Source organism: Haliea alexandrii (assembly GCF_003719295.1).
Classification (GTDB): domain Bacteria; phylum Pseudomonadota; class Gammaproteobacteria; order Pseudomonadales; family Halieaceae; genus Haliea; species Haliea alexandrii.
Window position 1 is genome coordinate 164,088 of sequence record NZ_RFLW01000003.1, and the last position, 18,360, is coordinate 182,447.

At 64.1% G+C, this 18,360-nt stretch carries 13 protein-coding genes; 2 read left to right on the top strand and 11 right to left on the bottom strand.

Translation table 11 applies throughout. The features are described 5' to 3' along the window. Positions 1–3 precede the first annotated feature (3 nt). The 4 genes from ndk to trmJ all read right to left on the bottom strand — a co-directional run bounded on the left by ndk (position 4) and on the right by trmJ (position 3,021). Positions 4–432, bottom strand: coding sequence for a nucleoside-diphosphate kinase (gene ndk / locus EGJ68_RS13180; protein WP_123035036.1), 429 nt, complete (start codon positions 430–432; stop codon positions 4–6). Positions 433–529: 97 nt separating this feature from the next. Further along, complete coding sequence (locus tag EGJ68_RS13185) at positions 530–1,681, bottom strand: IscS subfamily cysteine desulfurase (protein ID WP_123035037.1); 1,152 nt, start codon at positions 1,679–1,681, stop codon at positions 530–532. A gap of 25 nt (positions 1,682–1,706) precedes the next feature. Beyond that, a complete protein-coding gene (iscR, locus tag EGJ68_RS13190) occupies positions 1,707–2,186 on the bottom strand; it encodes a Fe-S cluster assembly transcriptional regulator IscR (RefSeq protein ID WP_123035331.1) in 480 nt (159 codons plus the stop codon). A 52-nt stretch (positions 2,187–2,238) separates the two neighbouring features. Continuing rightward, positions 2,239–3,021, bottom strand: a complete 783-nt coding sequence (gene trmJ / locus EGJ68_RS13195; RefSeq protein ID WP_123035038.1) for a tRNA (cytosine(32)/uridine(32)-2'-O)-methyltransferase TrmJ — start codon at positions 3,019–3,021, stop codon at positions 2,239–2,241. Between the two features lie 125 nt (positions 3,022–3,146). On the opposite strand from trmJ, the gene EGJ68_RS13200 reads away from it, so the two are divergent. After that, complete coding sequence (locus EGJ68_RS13200) at positions 3,147–3,944, top strand: inositol monophosphatase family protein (RefSeq protein ID WP_123035039.1); 798 nt, start codon at positions 3,147–3,149, stop codon at positions 3,942–3,944. Positions 3,945–4,036: 92 nt separating this feature from the next. Here the strand turns inward: EGJ68_RS13200 and secF are convergent, their stop codons facing one another. The 4 genes from secF to EGJ68_RS13220 all read right to left on the bottom strand — a co-directional run bounded on the left by secF (position 4,037) and on the right by EGJ68_RS13220 (position 12,131). Beyond that, positions 4,037–4,951: a protein translocase subunit SecF gene (gene secF, locus EGJ68_RS13205; RefSeq protein WP_027948736.1), complete on the bottom strand. Its 915-nt coding sequence runs from the start codon at positions 4,949–4,951 to the stop codon at positions 4,037–4,039. Between the two features lie 2 nt (positions 4,952–4,953). After that, positions 4,954–6,828 (bottom strand): protein translocase subunit SecD, encoded by a 1,875-nt coding sequence (gene secD, locus EGJ68_RS13210; protein ID WP_123035040.1) that lies wholly within the window; start codon positions 6,826–6,828, stop codon positions 4,954–4,956. A 113-nt stretch (positions 6,829–6,941) separates the two neighbouring features. After that, positions 6,942–10,826, bottom strand: coding sequence for a phosphoribosylformylglycinamidine synthase (gene purL / locus EGJ68_RS13215; protein ID WP_123035041.1), 3,885 nt, complete (start codon positions 10,824–10,826; stop codon positions 6,942–6,944). Between the two features lie 117 nt (positions 10,827–10,943). Beyond that, a complete protein-coding gene (locus EGJ68_RS13220) occupies positions 10,944–12,131 on the bottom strand; it encodes an acyl-CoA dehydrogenase family protein (RefSeq protein WP_123035042.1) in 1,188 nt (395 codons plus the stop codon). A 171-nt stretch (positions 12,132–12,302) separates the two neighbouring features. Here EGJ68_RS13220 and mltF point away from each other — a divergent pair, with 171 nt between their 5' ends. After that, positions 12,303–13,736, top strand: coding sequence for a membrane-bound lytic murein transglycosylase MltF (gene mltF / locus EGJ68_RS13225; protein ID WP_123035043.1), 1,434 nt, complete (start codon positions 12,303–12,305; stop codon positions 13,734–13,736). Here mltF and tadA read toward each other — a convergent pair. The 3 genes from tadA to EGJ68_RS13240 are packed head-to-tail and all read right to left on the bottom strand — an operon-like array spanning position 13,731 to position 18,325. After that, positions 13,731–14,189, bottom strand: coding sequence for a tRNA adenosine(34) deaminase TadA (tadA, locus tag EGJ68_RS13230; protein ID WP_199228045.1), 459 nt, complete (start codon positions 14,187–14,189; stop codon positions 13,731–13,733). The genes mltF and tadA overlap by 6 nt on opposite strands. After that, complete coding sequence (locus EGJ68_RS13235) at positions 14,176–16,233, bottom strand: O-linked N-acetylglucosamine transferase, SPINDLY family protein (RefSeq protein WP_158283657.1); 2,058 nt, start codon at positions 16,231–16,233, stop codon at positions 14,176–14,178. The genes tadA and EGJ68_RS13235 overlap by 14 nt, the downstream gene beginning before the upstream one ends. Beyond that, complete coding sequence (locus EGJ68_RS13240) at positions 16,223–18,325, bottom strand: O-linked N-acetylglucosamine transferase family protein (RefSeq protein ID WP_123035046.1); 2,103 nt, start codon at positions 18,323–18,325, stop codon at positions 16,223–16,225. The genes EGJ68_RS13235 and EGJ68_RS13240 overlap by 11 nt, the downstream gene beginning before the upstream one ends. Between the last annotated feature and the right edge of the window lie 35 nt (positions 18,326–18,360).

An 18,360-nucleotide genomic window follows, 5' to 3' on the forward strand; every position in this document is an offset into this window, starting at 1 on the left:
TTATCAGCCGCGACCGCAGAGGTCGCTGGCGGCGAAGAAATAGGCAATTTCCCGTTCGGCTGATGCCGGGGAGTCAGAGCCATGCACGGCGTTGGCATCAATGGACTCGGCAAAGTCGGCACGAATGGTGCCCGCGTCCGCATCTTTCGGGTTGGTGGCGCCCATCAACTCCCGGTTGCGGGCAATGGCGTTCTCACCTTCCAGCACCTGCACCATAACCGGACCGGAGGTCATGAACTCGATCAGCGCGGGGAAGAAAGGACGCTCGCTGTGCTCGGCGTAGAAACCACCGGCAACGGCATCGCTCAGGCGCAGCATTTTTGCCGCAACCACGCGCAGGCCCGCGGACTCGAACCGTGAATAAATCTGCCCAATTACGTTTTTTGCCACAGCATCGGGCTTCACGATAGACAAGGTACGCTCAACAGCCATCTGACTTTCTCCAAAAATTCCAGAAAATGAATCGGGGCAGCGGGCCCCAGGGTGAAAACCGCGCAATTATACGGGCTTTACGGCCCGGTTTCACGCGCTAAACGCGCTGACGCAGGCGACTGATAACGTCCTGCAGGTGAGCGATGGCGTGGTCGACATCCTCTCTGGTGGTAAACCGGCCACAGCACAGGCGCAGGGTGCTGTGCGCCAGGGAATCCGGCACACCGATAGCACGCAGTACGTAGGAGGGCTCCACGCTCTCGGAATTGCAGGCGGAGCCGCTGGACAACGCCAGCTCGCGCAGGGCCATCAACAGGGTTTCCCCGTCCACGCCCTCCACACTCACGCTGAGGGCACCCGGCAGGCGCCGCTCGGGGTGACCGTTCAGCTGCACGCCGCCAATGGCGGCTACACCGCGCCACAGGCGCTCGCGCAGCGCAAGCAGGCGCTCGCTCTCCGCCGCCAGCTCGGCGGTGGCCAGGCGAGCGGCTTCGCCCATGCCAACGATCTGATGTGTCGCCAGGGTACCTGAGCGCATGCCCCGCTCGTGCCCGCCGCCGTGGATCTGGGCCTGCAGTTGCACCCTTGGCTGGCGCCGGACATAGAGCGCACCGATGCCCTTGGGGCCGTAGAATTTATGCGCTGATATGGACAGCAGATCAACCGGCAGCTGCTCCATATCGAGGGGAATCTTGCCCACACTCTGCGCCGCATCGACATGAAACAACGCGCCATTCTGGCGTACGCACGCGCCGATAGCGGCGATGTCGTTGACGGTGCCGAGCTCATTGTTGGCGTGCATGATGCTTACCATGAGCGTATCGGGGCGCAGGGCAGCGGCCACGCTCTCCGGGCTGGTCAGGCCATCCGGCCCCGGCGTCAGCCAGGTCACCTCCCAGCCCTGTTGCTCCAGCCAGGCACAGGTGTCAATCACCGCCTTGTGCTCAATGCGAGAGGTCACCAGGTGACGGCGGTCAGTGGCCAGTGCGGCAGCCCCCTTGATGGCCAGGTTGTCCGACTCGGTGGCACCCGACGTCCATACCAGCTCGCGCGGGTCGGCGTGAATCAGGTCCGCGAGGTCGCGCCGTGCCTGCTCCACCGCCTGTTCGGCACGCCAACCGTAAACATGGGAGCGCGAAGCGGGGTTACCGAAGTTGCCCTCCAGGGTCAGGCAGCCGCCCATAGCCTCGGCAACCCGCGGGTCTACCGGGGTCGAGGCGAGATAATCGAAATAAACGGGTGCTTGCATGGTTATCCAGGGGCCAACGCCGGGATTACAGTTCCCTCAGGGCGACCAGGCTCTCCGGGTTCACGCGCGCGCGGGCATCCTGCCGGGAGGAAATGTGGCGCACTTCGCGGCGCTCCACCAGGGTCGCCAGACTGATCTGGCTGAGGAAGCCGTGAATCTGGTCGCTCAGGTCCTGCCAGAGGTGATGCGTGAGGCAGACCTCGCCCTGCTGGCAGTCGGCCTTGCCGCCACAGCCAGTGGCGTCAACGGCCTCATCGACCGCATCGATAATCTGCGCGACATAAATCGCTTCACTGTCACGGCCCAGCCGATAGCCGCCGCCCGGGCCGCGCACACTGCTCACCAGGTCGCGCCGACGCAGGCGCGCGAACAGCTGTTCAAGATACGACAGTGAGATCGCCTGGCGGCCGGAAATTTCCGCGAGGCTTACCGGCCCCTGCTGTCCGTGGAGAGCCAGATCCAGCATTGCCGTCACTGCATAGCGTCCCTTGGTTGTCAGCCGCATGACCATACCCGATAGCGTAAAGCCCCGAGTATGCAATAACCCACCAAATTGATCAACTTTTGTCCGCGGCGCCGTCCGTGCCACTGCGCCCGGGATCGCTGCCGGCATCGGGCAGGTATTTCTGGGTCTCGGTGAGGATGCCGCGGAGGATGTTCAGCTCCATTTCGTCCAGCCGCACGCGCCCGTACAGCCGCCGCAGACGCACCATCAATTGCCGGGGGGCGGCCGGATCGAGGAAACCGATACCCACCAGCGTTTCTTCCAGGTGCTCGTAGAAGCGCTCCATGTTTTGCGCGGTACTGAACGGGGCGTCCCACTGGTCCTCAGCGACCGCGGGCAGGCTGCCTGCCAGGTGCAGCATGCGCAGTTCATAGCAGACAATCTGCACCGCCATCGCCAGGTTCAGCGAGCTGTAGGCCGGATCAGACGGAATGTGCAGGTGCAGGTTGCAGCGCTGCAGCTCGTCGTTGGTCAGCCCACGGTCCTCACGCCCGAACAGCAACGCGACCTGCTCGTCGCCCGCGCGAGCGGCAACCTGCTCGGCACAACGCCGGGGGTCCAGCAGAGGCCAGGGTATGCGGCGTTCACGGGCGCTGGTGCCCACCACGAACTGGCAGTCGGCAATCGCTTCATCCAGTGTTGGGCACACCACCGCCGCTTCCAGCACGTCCAGTGCACCGGCTGCCCGCCAGGTGGCCTGCTCATCCGGGTACTGGCGCGGCTCCACCAGCACCAGCCGCGAAAGCCCCATGTTTTTCATCGCCCGGGCCACACCGCCAATGTTGCCCGGATGCGAAGTGTTCACCAGCACGATACGAATATTGTCGAGATTCATGGCCCAATCATGCGCACACGCGCTGCCTGTAAAAGTGCGCAAGTGTAGCAGATTGCCGGTAGGATCAGGCCCTGATGTGCTGTTATAATCGCGCGCCCCAAAACACGCACTCCCAGGAAACCGCTATGCAACCGATGGTCACAATCGCGCTGCGCGCCGCGCGCAAAGCCGGCGAACAGATCGTCCGTGCCTCCGACGAACTTGAGCGGATCGATGTGCAGGAAAAAAACGTCAATGACTTCGTGTCGGACGTGGACCGCAACGCCGAGCGCGAAATCATCTATCACCTGCGCAAGGCCTATCCCGAGCACGCCATTCTGGGTGAAGAGAGCGGCCTCAGCGGCGACGAAAACGCAGAATACCGCTGGGTGATCGACCCGCTGGACGGCACCACCAACTTCCTGCGCGGCATACCACACTACGCGGTATCGATCGCCTGCTTGTACCGTGGCAAGCTGGAACACGCGGTCATTGTGGACCCGGTACGCCGCGAGGAGTTCACCGCCTCCCGCGGTCGCGGCGCACAGCTCAATGGCCGCCGCATCCGTGTCAGCAGCCGCGCCTCACTGGACGGCGCATTGCTGGGTACCGGCATCCCGTTCAAGGACCATTGCGACCAGCACCTGGGCGCCTACAGCAAAAGTCTGGAAGTGCTCGCCGGCCAGTGTGCGGGTATCCGTCGGGCGGGCGCTGCATCACTCGACCTGGCCTATGTGGCCGCCGGCCGCCTGGATGCGTTCTGGGAAATTGGCCTGGCGCAATGGGATATGGCGGCGGGCGCGTTGCTGGTGCGGGAAGCCGGTGGCCTGGTCGCCGACATCAACGGCTCTGATAACTACCTGGACTCCGGCAACATCGTCTGCGGCAATCCGAAGTGCTTCAAGGCCGTGCTGCAAACAACCAGGCCCCTGCTGGGCAAATAAAAAAACGCTGTCGTTTCCCTCGTGGGCGCACCGCGCATAGGTCGTCGCTGGCCTGACCGGGGCGTTTCATACGCCCCGGCACGCGGGCACCGCTAGGGCATCAGGTCGTCCTGTTCCGCCCCTTCCTTCACAGGCAGCATCAGGTCTTCCTTGCTCACCCCCATCAGCACCAGCACACTCGCGGCAACGTATACCGAAGAATAGGTACCGATTACCACGCCCACCAACAGGGCGATGGCGAAACCCTTGATCATCTCGCCACCGAGCAGCGCCAGGCAAACCAGCACCAGCAAGGTGGTCAATGAGGTGACCAGCGTGCGCCCCAGGGTTTCCGACAGTGAAATATTGATGACCTCCAGCGGGTCCGACTTGCGCAGCTTGCGGAAGTTCTCGCGAATCCGGTCCGACACCACGATGGTGTCATTCAGCGAATAGCCGATCACCGCCAGCAGCGCCGCCAGCACCGTGAGGTCAAACTCCAAACCGATGATGGAAAAGAAGCCGAGCGTGATGATGACGTCGTGCGCCAGTGCCGCCACCGCGCCCACAGCAAATTTGAACTGGAAGCGAAAGCCGATATACAGCATGACCATACCCAGTGCCATGAGCATGGCGAGGCCACCCTGCTCACGCAGCTCGTCGCCAACCTGCGGGCCGACAAACTCAATGCGCCGCAATTCGACGGTCCCCTCAAAAGTATCCTCCAGCAGCCGCACCAGTGCGGTGCCGTCGGTGTCGGCATGCCCCTGGGGCAAACGAATCAGCACATCGCGGTCGGTACCGAAACTGACCACAATGGAACCGGCATAGCCGCCGCCATCAAGGGTGGAGCGGATCGCTTTCAGATCGGCAGATTCACTGTAGTGCACCTCAACCAGGGTGCCGCCGGTAAAGTCCAGGCCCCAGCTCAGCTGCCGCGTGGAGAGACTGAAAATGGCGGTCAGCAGCAGCACCGCGGAGACGGCCATGGCGAGCTTGCGCTGGCCCATGAAGTTGATCACTTTCATACTCAAACTCCCCCGATGGACAGGGTTCTCACCTTGCGTCCACCGTAGTACAGGTTCACCAGCGCCCGCGTACCGACGATGGCCGTGAACATCGAGGTGACAATGCCCACCGACAGCGTGACCGCAAAGCCCTTGACCGGACCGGTGCCCACGGCATAGAGAATAACCGCTACGATCAGTGTGGTGATGTTGGCGTCGAGAATGGTCGACAGCGCAGCATCATAGCCCGAGTGAATGGCCATCTGCGGCGAGCGGCCATCGCGCAGTTCCTCACGTATTCGCGAGAAAATAAGCACGTTGGCGTCCACCGCCATCCCCACCGTGAGCACGATACCCGCAATGCCGGGCAAGGTGAGTGTGGCACCGATCAGCGACATGAATGCCACCAGCAATACCAGGTTGGCGGATAACGCGACCACGGCAATAACACCGAACACGCGGTAATAAAGAATCATGAACAACACCACCAGTGCCAGGCCGAACTGCACCGACTTCACACCGAGACGGATGTTCTCGGCACCCAGAGAGGGACCCACCGTACGTTCTTCGACAAAGGAGATCGGTGCCGCCAGCGCACCTGCGCGCAGCATCAGCGCCAGCTCGGAGGCCTCCAGCGGGCTATCCAGCCCGGTAATCTGGAACTGGGCGCCGAGCGCAGACTGAATCACCGGTGCGGTGAGCAACTTGCGTTCGTCGTAGGGGATTTGTACGGCTTTCTCGCTGCCATCCTCCTGCAGCTCGTAGCGGGTGCGGAACTTGCGTTCGATAAACAGCACACCCATGCGCCGCTTGACGTTGTTGCGCGTGGCACGGGACATCAGCGTGCCACCTTCGCCATCGAGGCTGATCTGTACGTTGGGGCGGCCGTTCTCGTCGAAACTGGCCTGGGCGTTTGCCACGCGCTCACCGGTAATGATGATGTCGCGCTCCAGCCACTCAAAGGAGCCGGCGCGGTCTTCGCTGCGGTACTCGAAGCGCTGCTTTTCCGACTCCGGCGCATCCAGATTCGCCACCAGGCGGAATTCAAGGTTCGCCACCGTGCCCAGGATCCGCTTCGCTTCCGCGGTGTCCTGGATACCGGGCAGTTCCACCACGATTCGGCTTTGGCCCTGGCGCTGTACCAGCGGCTCCGACACCCCCAGTTCGTTGACCCGGTTGCGCAGCGTGGTCAGGTTCTGCGACACCGCGTAATTGGCGATTTCCGTGCGCATCTGCTCTGTCATGGAGGCGGTAATGGTCCAGTTCTCGCCTTCCCCACCACGCTCCAGCAGCAGTTCAGGGTGATTATCAGCGATAAGTGTACGAGCGCTCTCGCGGTCTTCTTCACTGCGCAGGCGCGCTGTGACCGACAGGTCTCCCTCACGCCCGACGATGCCCCGGATCCGCTCGTCACGCAGTGCGCGGCGAATGGCGGTTTCGTAGAATTCCTGCCGGCGCTCCATCGCGGCATCCACATCCACCTCCAGCTTGAAGTGCACGCCGCCGCTCAAATCCAGACCCAGCTTCATGGGCTGACCGCCCAGGTCGCTGAGCCATTCAGGCGTGGTCGGCGCCAGGTTCAGTGCCACAATGAAGCCATCGCCCAGGGCGCGCTGCACCCTCGCCTGCGCGATAAGTTGCTGCTCGGCATCGCCGAGGCGCACCAGCGCGTTGCGGCCACCCGGATCAATCACTTCGCCGAAATGCTCAATGCCGGCCTCTTCCAGCGCGCCGGTGACGCGGCTGAGAGTGCGCTCATCGATAACCTGGGCGCTGCTCTCCCCCGTGATCTGCAGGGCCGGGTCCGGCGCGTACAGGTTGGGTGCGGCATAGAGCAAGCCGATCGCCAGCACCGCCAGCACCAGGAGATATTTCCACAATGGATACTTATTCAACATAATCAGGCTCTAAAAGGAGACCGGGCCTCGGCCGCTGCGCTCGAAGCGCACCCGTGCCGGGAATGGAAAGACGGTCATTATAAGGAATCAAAGGGGGGTCACAAGGGGCCGCGTCAGCCGACCCAGTGGCGGGCGTTGCGGAACAACCGCAGCCAGGGCGCGTCTTCCCCCCAGCCTGCGGGTGCCCACGAGTGCTGCACACTCCGGTACACCCGCTCCGGGTGCGGCATCATGATGGTTGCGCGCCCGTCGAGGCTGGCCAGGCCGGCAATACCCAACGGCGAACCATTGGGGTTGGCGGGGTAGCGCTGCGCCACGGACAGGTCGTTCTCCAGGTAGCGCAGGGCAATACCACCACCGGCATCACACTGCGCCGCGTCCTCGGCCCGGGCGAATTCGGCACGCCCCTCGCCATGGGCCACAGCGATGGGCAGGTGCGAGCCCGCCATGCCAGCGAGCAACACCGAGGGGCTCTCTTCCACCCGCACCAGCGCCAGGCGCGCCTCGAACTGCTCGGAGCGATTGCGCACAAAACGCGGCCAATGGCCTGCGCCGGGAATCAGTTCCGCAAGCGCCGAAACCATCTGGCAGCCGTTGCACACACCCAGGGTAAAACTGTCTTCCCGCGCGAAGAACGCGGCGAACTGGTCGCGCAACGCGCTGTTGAAGAGAATGCTCTTGGCCCAGCCAGCGCCGGCGCCCAGGACATCGCCATAAGAGAAGCCGCCACAGGCTGCCAGACCCTTGAATGCAGCGAGCTCACGCCTGCCCGCCAGAAGATCGCTCATGTGAACATCAACCGGCGTAAAACCCGCCCGGTGAAAGGCAGCCGCCATCTCGACGTGGCCGTTGACGCCCTGCTCGCGCAGAATCGCCACGCGCGGCCGCAGCCCGCGATGGATGTAGGGCGCCGCGATGTCGTCGGCGGGATCGAAGGTGGCACGGGCAGACAGGCCCGGGTCTTCCTCCAACACGCGCTGGTATTCTTCTTCCGCGCACGCGGGATTGTCGCGCAAGCGGGCAATCTCGAAGCTGGTGCGCGCCCACAGTGCCTGCAGGCGGCTGCGCGGCTCATCCAGCACCACATCCCCCGCAGAGCGTATGACCACGCGCTCGCCCGGCACCGCGCGCCCCAGCGGGAACAGGCAATCCGCGAGGCCCAGCGCCGCCGCCTGCTCGCGCAGCGCCGGCACGTGCTGCGCCGCAACCTGCAGCACCGCGCCTGCCTCTTCGGCAAACAACTGCTGCAGCGGCGTACCGACGAGGAACGCCAGGTCCAGCTCCAGGCCGCAGCGGCCCGCAAAGGCCATTTCCAGCACCGTGGTGAGGAGACCACCGTCAGAGCGATCGTGATAGGCGAGCAGTTTGCCGGCTTGCAGCAACCCCTGCACCAGCGCAAAAAACGCTGCCAGGTCCGCGGGCCGGTCGAGGTCCGGGACATCCTCACCCACCTGGCCGTAGACCTGTGCCAGCGCAGAAGCCCCGAGACGGCCAGCGCCGCGGCCCAGGTCCAGCAGCCACAGTTCGGCATCGGGGTCGGTGGATAATTCCGGGGTCAGGGCAAGACGCACGTCGGAGACCGGCGCAAAAGCGGACACCACCAGTGATACCGGCGCCGTGACCGCGCGCTGCTCGCCGTCCGCCTGCCAGGTGGTGCGCATGGACATCGAGTCCTTGCCCACCGGGATAGTGATACCCAGTGCGGGGCATAGCTCCATACCCACGGCGCGCACCGTATCAAACAGCACTTCGTCTTCACGACCGTAACCGGCGGCACACATCCAGTTGGCGGAGAGACGGATATCCGCCAGTGCCGCCACGGGCGCCGCACACAGGTTGGTGATGGCTTCCGCGATCGCCATGCGCCCTGACGCCGGCCCGTCCACCAGTGCCAGCGGGCTGCGTTCGCCCATGGCCATGGCTTCGCCCAACACACTGTCATAGGACACCGTTGTCACAGCGCAGTCCGCCACGGGCACCTGCCAGGGGCCCACCATCTGATCGCGCGCCACCATACCGGTTACGGTGCGGTCGCCAATGGTAATGAGAAACTGTTTACTCGCCACTGCCGGCAGTTGCAGTACGCGCTCCACCGCTTCGCGCACGGGCATATCCAGGGTCAGGGGCGGCAGCGAAACCGGGTGCCGGGTAACCTCGCGCTGCATCTTCGGCGGTTTGCCGAAGAGCACTGACATGGGCAGATCCACCGGCGCATTGCCGAAATGGCTGTCTTCCAGCGTCAGGTGTTGCTCCGCCGTGGCTTCACCAACCACCGCATAGGGACAGCGCTCGCGCCGGCAGATATCCTCAAAGCGCTGCAGCTGTGCCGGCTCAACCGCCAGCACATAGCGTTCCTGTGACTCGTTACTCCAGATCTCGAGTGGCGCCATGCCGGGCTCATCGTTGGGCACATTGCGTAGCGCAAAGCGGCCACCGCGGCCACCATCCTTAACCAGTTCGGGCAGCGCGTTGGACAAGCCACCTGCTCCCACATCGTGGATAAAGGCGATCGGGTTTTCCGCGCCCAGCTGCCAGCAACGGTCGATCACTTCCTGACAGCGGCGCTCCATTTCCGGGTTCTGACGCTGTACCGAAGCAAAGTCGAGGTCCTCTGCACTGGCACCGCTGGCCATGGAGGAAGCGGCGCCGCCACCCAGGCCAATCAGCATGGCCGGGCCGCCGAGCACAATCAGTTGCGCTCCGGGGGCGAAGTCACCCTTCTGAACATGCTCTTCCCGGATATTGCCGTAGCCACCCGCGATCATGATGGGCTTGTGGTAACCGCGCCGCTCGATGCCGGACACCCCGGGCACATCCAGTTCGAAGCTGCGAAAGTAGCCGCAGAGATTGGGGCGGCCGAATTCATTGTTGAAGGCGGCGCCACCGATGGGGCCCTCCAGCATGATGTCCAGCGCTGACACGATACGCGTGGGTTTGCCGTAATCCGACTCCCAGGGCTGGATATACCCGGGGATTTGCAGGTTGGACACGGAAAAGCCGGTCAGCCCCACCTTTGGCTTGGATCCGCGCCCCACCGCGCCCTCGTCGCGAATTTCGCCACCGGCACCGGTGCCGGCGCCCGGGAAGGGGGCAATCGCTGTGGGGTGATTGTGCGTTTCCACCTTCATCAGAAGGTGCACGGGTTCCTGGGAAAAACCGTATTCCGCCGTTTGCGGGTCCGGGTAGAAGCGCCCCGCGTGATGGCCGGCCACGACCGCGGCGTTGTCTGAATAGGCGGAAAGTACACCCTCACCGCCGCAGGCATAGGTATTGCGAATCATGCCGAACAGCGAGTGATCCTGTTCTACCCCGTCAATCGTCCAGCTGGCATTGAAGATCTTGTGGCGGCAGTGCTCGGAATTGGCCTGCGCAAACATCATCAGCTCGACATCACTGGGGTTGCGGCCGAGGCCGGTAAACGCCTGTACCAGGTAGTCGATTTCGTCATCCGCGAGGGCGAGCCCGAGGTTGGCATCGGCCGTCTCCAGCGCTGCGCGGCCACCCTGCAGGATATCCACCGTAGACAACGCGGCCGGCGACTGTTCGCGGAACAGGGCGCTGGCCGCCTCCAGGCTGGGCAGCACGCTTTCTGTCATGCGGTCGTGCAGCACTGCCTGCACCGCCGTGTAGCTGGCCGCCGGCAACCCCGCCGGCAGGGTCAGGTACCAGGCAACACCGCGCTCCAGCCGGCGCAGCTCGGCTAAGCCGCAATTGTGGGCAATGTCCGTGGCCTTGCTCGACCAGGGTGAAATGGTCCCCGGACGTGGCACCACCAGCAGCAACTCTCCCTGTTGCGGCGCTGAGGACGCTTCCGGCACCTCACCGAGCAGCTGTTTCAGCAGTGCTTCACGTTCAGGGGAAAGCTCATCGCCAAGCTGCGCGAAGTGAACAAAGTCACCGCCATGCAGGCGAATGGCAGGGTCGATGGCGGCAAGTTTCTGCGTCAGCTTGTCCCGGCGGAAAGGGGACAGGGCCGAGGTTCCACGCAATATCAGCATGCTGGGGCGGGCTCCGGGAGAGGCTTTCTGAAAGCCCGCCATTGTACGGGATTAGCCTGCAGGGAGTCACCGCCAATCGGCGGGCAAATTCACTCCCTGCGCCCGTGACGACGCCCGTTAGACGAAGAAGTCCGCGCTGTCGGCGCCCAGCAGTACGGCACCGAGATTGCGGCCGAACGACGTGGGGTTGTTGGCCACATGGGCCCGTGCGGTGTGGATGTCGAGGAAGCGTTGCTGGATTTCACTGCCGAGGAACACCGAGCTGCCGCCAGCCGAGGAAAACAGGCTGTCGATCACGGCCATGCAACGCTCGATAACCAGCGATGCCTGATACCGGTACTTGATGCGTTCCAACACCGGCACTTCCTCCCCGGCTGTCACCTGGGCCATCATGCGATCGAAGTTGCGGAACAGGATCGCCTCCATTTCGTCGATGCTGGTAATTGCGGCGGCAATCCGTTCCTGCGTGCCGGTGTCGGCGGCGAGTTTGGTCACATCACCGCTGGCCTTGCCCACCACCATCTGGCGGTACAGGTCGAGCGCGTCGCGGGCTGCGCCGATCGCCGGTGTGGAGACCACACGCACAAACAGCTGGGCCCAGGGCAGGCGATACAATGGCGCACTGTCGGCGGTAACACCGGGGTTGGTGCCCAGGAAACCATCTACCGCCTTGTGTGTGCGGTACTCGGGCACGAACACATCCTCTACCACAATATCCTTGGACCCTGTGCCCTGCAGGCCCATCACGTGCCAGGTGTCTTCGATGCGATAATCGGTACGCGGCACCAGGAAGGTACGGAAACCCCCTTCCGGATCGATGCCACCCAGCAGCGCCCAGGTGCAGTGGTCGCTGCCACTGCTCCAGCCCCAGCGACCGCTGAAGCGGAAGCCCCCTTCCACGGCGGTGACCTTGCCCATGGGAGCGTAGGATGACGACGCGCGCACATGTACGTCCTCGCCCCAGACATCGGTCTGGGCACGCTCATCCATCAGGGCGATCTGGAACGCGTGCACTGCAACAATGCCGGACGCCCAGGCCGTCGACATGCAATTCTCGGCAATCGCCAGGTGCATGCGAAAAAAGTCCTGCGGGTCCACTTCGTGGCCGCCCCATTTGCGCGGCTGCAGGGCGAGGAAGAAGCCCGCGTCGCGCAGGGCGTCGATATTCTCTTGCGGCACCATCCGTTGCTCGCGCGCCTGCGGCGCGTTCTTGCGCAGCATATCTCCCAGCGCCAGGACACGGTCGTAGATATCCTGGGCACGCAGTGGCGGGCGGTGGGTCAGTGGGGTAGCGGGCAGGGTCATGGCGTTTCTCCGACTTCTTCGAATTTCTCCTAGATTACCCTGAAGCCGCAGGCTTCAAATACCCTGAATGAGTGATAAAGCCCTGTCGTGACCCCCGATCCGACCACTGTCTATGCTTTGTAGAGCTTCCCGGCGCTATTCGCCCGGTCCACATGGCGCTAGAATCCCGTCATGACCCCGCACCGACTCCTGTTGCTCATCGGCCTAGTCGCCCTCGCCCTGCTCGCCGGCTGTTCGCGCAGCGATGCGCTGCAACAAGTGCTTACCGATGGCGAGCTGGTCGTGGTCAGCCGCAACAGCCCCACCACGTTCTATCTTGACAAGGGAGGTGCGGCCGGATTCGAACATGATCTGGCACAGTTGTTCGCCGAAGCACTCGGGGTCAACCTGCAGATGGAGACTGCGTACAGCCTGAACGGCATATTCCGTCGCCTGCAGCGCCGCGAAGCGCATATCGCCGCCGCGGGCCTCAGCCTCACCGGAGCGCGCAGCGCCGAGTTCAACCACTCCACGCCCTATGCCAACCTGGTGCCCCGTGTGGTCTACCGCACAGGCAAGCGCAAGCCCTCCGGTCTGGACGATATCGAGGGGCTACACCTGGTGGTGCTCGCCGGCAGCAGCCACGAACAGACCCTGCGTGACCTGCAGTCGGCGGCCTGGCCCGAACTGAGCTGGGAAGCCGTGCGCGGTGCCGACACCATGGAACTGCTGGAACGGGTCGACAGCGGCTCGGCAGACATTGCGGTCATCGACTCCAACGAGTTTCGCATGCAGCAAAGCCTGTACTCGCGCCTGGATGTCGCCTTCAACCTTGGCAGCGAACAGGACATGGTGTGGTACTTCCCACCGGGTGATGACTACGACGCCCTGATTGACCGCGCCGATGCCTTTCTGGCCGAGCTACAAGAGGATGGACGCCTGGCGCAACTGCGCGAGCAGCATTTCGGGCACAACACCGTGCTGTCTCGTGTGGGGTCACACGTGTTCGCACGCAATATCCGCAGCAAGCTGCCCGCCTATGCCGACCTGATTCGACAAGTGGCCGAAGAGTACAAGCTCGACTGGCACCTGCTGGCGGCGATCGCCTACCAGGAGTCCCACTGGGACCCGGAGGCCACATCACCGACAGGTGTGCGCGGCATGATGATGCTCACCCGCCCGACCGCACGGGAAATGGGCGTGAAGGACCGGCTGGACCCGCTACAGAGCCTGCGGGGCGGAGCGCGCTACCTGAAAAATATCCGCCGACGCCTGCCAGCAGACATCAGCGAACCCGACCGCACCTGGCTCGCCCTGGCCGCCTACAATATCGGCCTCGCGCACCTGGAGGACGCGAGAGTGCTCACCGATCAACGCGGCGGCGATCCCCACCTGTGGAGTGATGTGCTCGAGACCCTGCCCCTGCTGCAGAAGCGCGAACATTATCGCACCACGCGCTACGGCTATGCCCGGGGCGGCGAAGCGGCGAGCTTCGTGCAGAATATCCGTCACTACTACAGCATCCTGCAGTGGAAAGACATGTCGGCCAACCAGCCTGGTCAGCCGCTGGACCCGATGCACTTCCTGCCGGCGGCGTTGCGCGGGGAGCGTTTTCTGGCGCTATGAGCGCCGGGCGCGGAAAAACGCCTGTAGACGACGGCTGGACTCCTCGGCGAGCACACCCTCCTCCCAGCGCACCCGATGGTTGTACCAGGGTGACTCCAGCAGCGCACACTGGCTACAGATAACACCAGCTCGTGGCTCGCGGGCGGCAAACACCAGCAACGCAATGCGCGCATGCACCAGAGCACCGGCACACATGCTGCAGGGTTCCAGCGTGACGTAAAGCGTCGCGCCCGGCAGACGGTAATTGCCCTCGGTGCTTGCCGCATCGCGCAGGGCAATAATTTCCGCGTGGGCGGTGGGATCAGCATCGCCAATCACCCGGTTCCAGCCACGCCCGAGGACTTGCCCATCGCGCACAACCAGCGCACCCACAGGCACCTCGCCCTGTTCCGCGGCGCGATCCGCCAGTACCAGTGCCTGCTCCATCCATTGCAGGTGTTCATGCATCGACATCAGCGCCCCCGGCTACGGGCTCACAGTGCCCCTGGGTGTCTACCGCCAGAGGCGTTGGCGCAAGCCCGGCGCGGTGGCGTTCATACATCGCGCCATAGGCTGCCTCCAGATTGCGTGCCATGGCGCGCCCGTCAAACAGCGCGCTGTGGCGCTTCTGATCGGCCAGTCGCTCGCGCAACCGGGCGAGGCCGGCGGGATTGCCGGCCATGGCAATAGCGCACTGTTCGTAACTCTCTACGGACGCGGCGATCAATTCCGGCAGTTGCAGCGCGCGCAGCAAGCTGGCTGCAACGCGCCCGGCGAATGACTCACCCTGCAAGGTCAGCAGGGGCAGTCCGGCCCAGAGCGCATCGCTGGCCGTGGTGTGTGCGTTGCAGGGCCAGGTATCGAGAAACAGGTCCGCAGCGCCGTGGCGCGCCAGATGTGCAGCGGGATCTGTTCGCGGCGCGAACACCAGCCGCTCCGGGTTCACGCCATGCCCCCGCGCGGCCTCGCGCAGCTGTGCAGAGGCCGCGCTGTTGTCCTCGAGCAACCACAACACGCTGCCCTCCACCGCCCGCAAGATGCGCATCCAGCAGGCGAACGTGGTCGGCAGTATCTTGTAGTTGTTGTTAAAACAGCAGAATACAAACGCGTGCTGCGGCAGCCCCTGCGCCATGCGGTCAACCGTATCAGCCACCAGCGCACGGCGGGAGTCGTTGGCCTGGTAGCAGCCTGGGAGGTAGACAACCTGTTCGGTATACCAGGCACGGTGAGCCGGGGGAATAACCGTTGTATCAGCGAGGATGTAGTCGTGGTAACCCGACGCCATGGTACCGGGGTAACCGAGGTAGTTGACCTGCACGGGCGCGCATCCCGCTGCGAAGAGCCCGGGACGGGAGTCGCGGGTATAGCCCTTGAGGTCCACGGCGATATCAATGCCCCACTCTCGCGAAAGCGCCGCCACCTGCAGGTCGGTCATGTCGTTGACATCAATGAAACGGTGGAACGCCCCGGTAATTCGCTCGCTCATGGCGTCCGTGGCGACGGGGCCAAACCCGAAGCCATAGCACTCGAAACGCGCCGCATCGTGAGACTCCAGCGTCTCCAGCAACAGGTGCGTGGTGGCGTGTTCACGAAAATCCGCGGAATAGTAGCCCACGCGTATGCGCCCATCAGGAGCAGGCGCCGGAAACTCACCCAATGCGGCAGAGTGTGGGTAGCGCGCCTGCGCGTAACACGCCGCCGCCTGCTGTTGCAGCGCGGGTGAGTCGAGCACGGCCAGGACGGGAAAGGGGGGTGACACTGCGTCACCCGCCACAATGCCCTGCTGCAGACGCGCGGCGCTCTCGGCATACGCGGACCAGTCGCACACTTTCATACAGGTGTGCAACCAGGTGCCAAACAGGAAAGGATAGCCGGGCCGCAGGGCCAGCGCACGGGCATAACTTTCCGCCGCGGCGCTCAACGCCTGCCGGTCAGCGAGCGCCTTGCCACGATTGCACCAGGCCTGGCTGTGGCCCGCATCCAGAGCCAGCGCACGGTCATAGCTCGCCAGCGCATCTGCCGGGCGACCGAGATCGAGCAGTGCGTTGCCGCGGTTGTACCAGGCATCGACATAATCCGCTTTGCAGGCCAGCGCGCGGTCGTAGCTCTCCAGCGCCTGCGGCAATCGGCGCAGGTCGAGTAATGCGTTGCCGCGGTTGATCCAGGCCTGCGCGTAATCCGGCTTCAGCGCCAGGGCCCGGTCAAAGCAGTCGATGGCGGCCTCCAGCTGGCCCGCACCGAGGCGCGCATTGCCCAGATTGAAGTGCGCCGGCGCCACACGTCCGTCGACGTTAATAGCCGCTTCCAGCCAGCCGATGCCGCGCTCGGTATCGCCCAGCTGCAGTGCGGCTACGCCACGCAGGTGCAGGCTGTCGAAATGACGCGGCCTGACCTTGAGCACCTCGGCGTAGAGCGCACTGGCGCGCGCAGCCTGGCCGGCCTGGTGCAACGACACTGCCTCGCGGTAGCGGGCCTGCAGTGCCGGTGGCAGGGCTGTCTTTGCTTTCTTACGACTCAAGGTGCATGTCCTCTGGCGGGGCGCCGCGGCGCCGCAGGTCCACCATGCGCGTGTAAGCCTGTTCAAGATGTCGCGCGCAGGTCGCCGCGTCGAACAAGGCGGCATTGTGGCGCGCGTCAGCCAGTGTTGTGCGCAGCCGATCGCGGCGCGGGGCATCGCCTGCCAGCGCTATGGCCAGGGCCGTGTACTCGTCCATACCAGTGGTGATCAGCTCGGGCAGGCCCACGGCCTGCAGGAGGCTGGCGGCCACGCGGCTGGCAAAACTGTGCCCGCTGCACGTCACCAGCGGGAGCCCCATCCACAGGGCATCGCTGGCAGTGGTGTGGGCGTTGCAGGGAAATGTATCGAGAAACAGATCGGCAGCGCGGTGCCGGGCCAGATGTTCCGCCAGCGGCACCCGTGGTGCAAACACCAGCCGTGACGGGTCGAGCCCGGCGCGCTGCGCCTCACGCTGCAGGTTGACCCTGGCCTCGGCGGGGCCTTCGAGCAACCAGAGCACACTCCCGGGAACGGCCTCGAGAATCCTTACCCAGGCGTGAAACACTTGAGGGGTCAGCTTGAAGAGATTATTGAAGGCGGCAAACACCAGGGCATCCGCTGGCAAGCCCAAATCCTCGCGCGCCGGTGTTATCTCAGCCACAGGACGCTGGCTGTCATTGCACTGGTAACTGTCGGGCATGAAGACAATATGTTCGCTGTAATGCGCGCGCAGGGCGGGGGGTATCAACACGGGATCCGCCACAAGATAGTCGATATGAGGGCAACCCAGCGTGCCCGGATAGCCAAGGTAACTCACTTGCACCGGCGCCGCCCGCCAGGCAAAAATATCCACGCGCTGGTCGCGGGTGTAGCCCTTGAGGTCGATGGCCACATCAACGCCCAGCTCGCGGGCGCGGCGGGCAATCCCTTCGTCCCCCAGTTCTCGCACATCCAGGAACTGATCAAACGCCGCCTCCAGGCGGTTGCGCATGGCGTCCTGCGCGGGCGGCCCGTAGGAAAACGCGATCAGTTCAAAACGCTGGCGATCGTGCGCCTCAAACAGCTCGGCAATCAAGTAGGCCGTGGCATGGGCGAGAAAATCCGCTGAGAAATAGCCGAGACGTATGCGTTCGCCCGGGCCAGGTGGCGGCAGGAACTCCGCAGCGGGCCGTGCGCGTATGCGCTGCGCGCACCACGCGCTGGCGAGACGGCATTGCAGGCCGGGCTCATCGGTGAGCGTGAGCAGTGGAAACGGCGCACTCGCCAGCTGACCGTCTGCCACATCCTGCAGCACTTCCCGGATGTCCTCCTCAATGCCATCCCAGTCACAGAGGCTGAGGCGCGCCTGCAACACGGCGCCGCGCAGATACTCGAATTCGGACCCCGCAGCGCCTGCGGCCAGCGCGCGTTGGTAGTCGTCGATGGCCGCGGAAAAATCGCCCGTTTCCTGATGCAAGTGACCTCGATTGGCATGCGCCACGGCCAAATCGGGCTGAAACGCCAGCGCCCGCCCGAAACTCGACTCGGCGGCCTCAGGCTCGCCCAGAATATGCAATATATTGCCGCGATGACACCAGGCGCTGGCTGACCCCGGATTCAGCAACAGAGCACGCTCCACGGCGGCCAGTGCCTCCGCGTGGCGACCGAGAGCCTGAAGTACAGCCGCCTGACCGATGGCGATATCGGCATCGCGGGGGGCCATGCCGGCGGCACGCTCGAACCCGGCAAGTGCTGCGCTGTATTGACCCAGTTTCTGCAACGCGCTGGCGCGATTGAACACGGCTTCGGCATAGTCAGGCTTGAGTTTGAGCGCCGCGTCGTAGCCGGACACCGCTGCCTCCCACTCACCGAGCTGCTGCAGGGCATTGGCCCGGTTGGAATGAAACGCCGGGTTGGCTGCATTCAGGGCTATGGCCCGGTCAATCTGCCGCACCGCCTCTCCGGCTCGGCCGCACTGGAGCTCAATCACACCCAACAGATGAACCGCGTGCGCGTGCCTGGGGTTTTTACGCAAAATCTGCCGGTAGCGCTTCTGCGCCTCCGGCAAATCACCCGCCTGATGTAGCGCGAGCGCCTGCTCGAACCGGGCATCCAGTTTGCCGCCGACTCCCATATATTCACTCGTTGCAACGCTGCCAGCCGCGCATT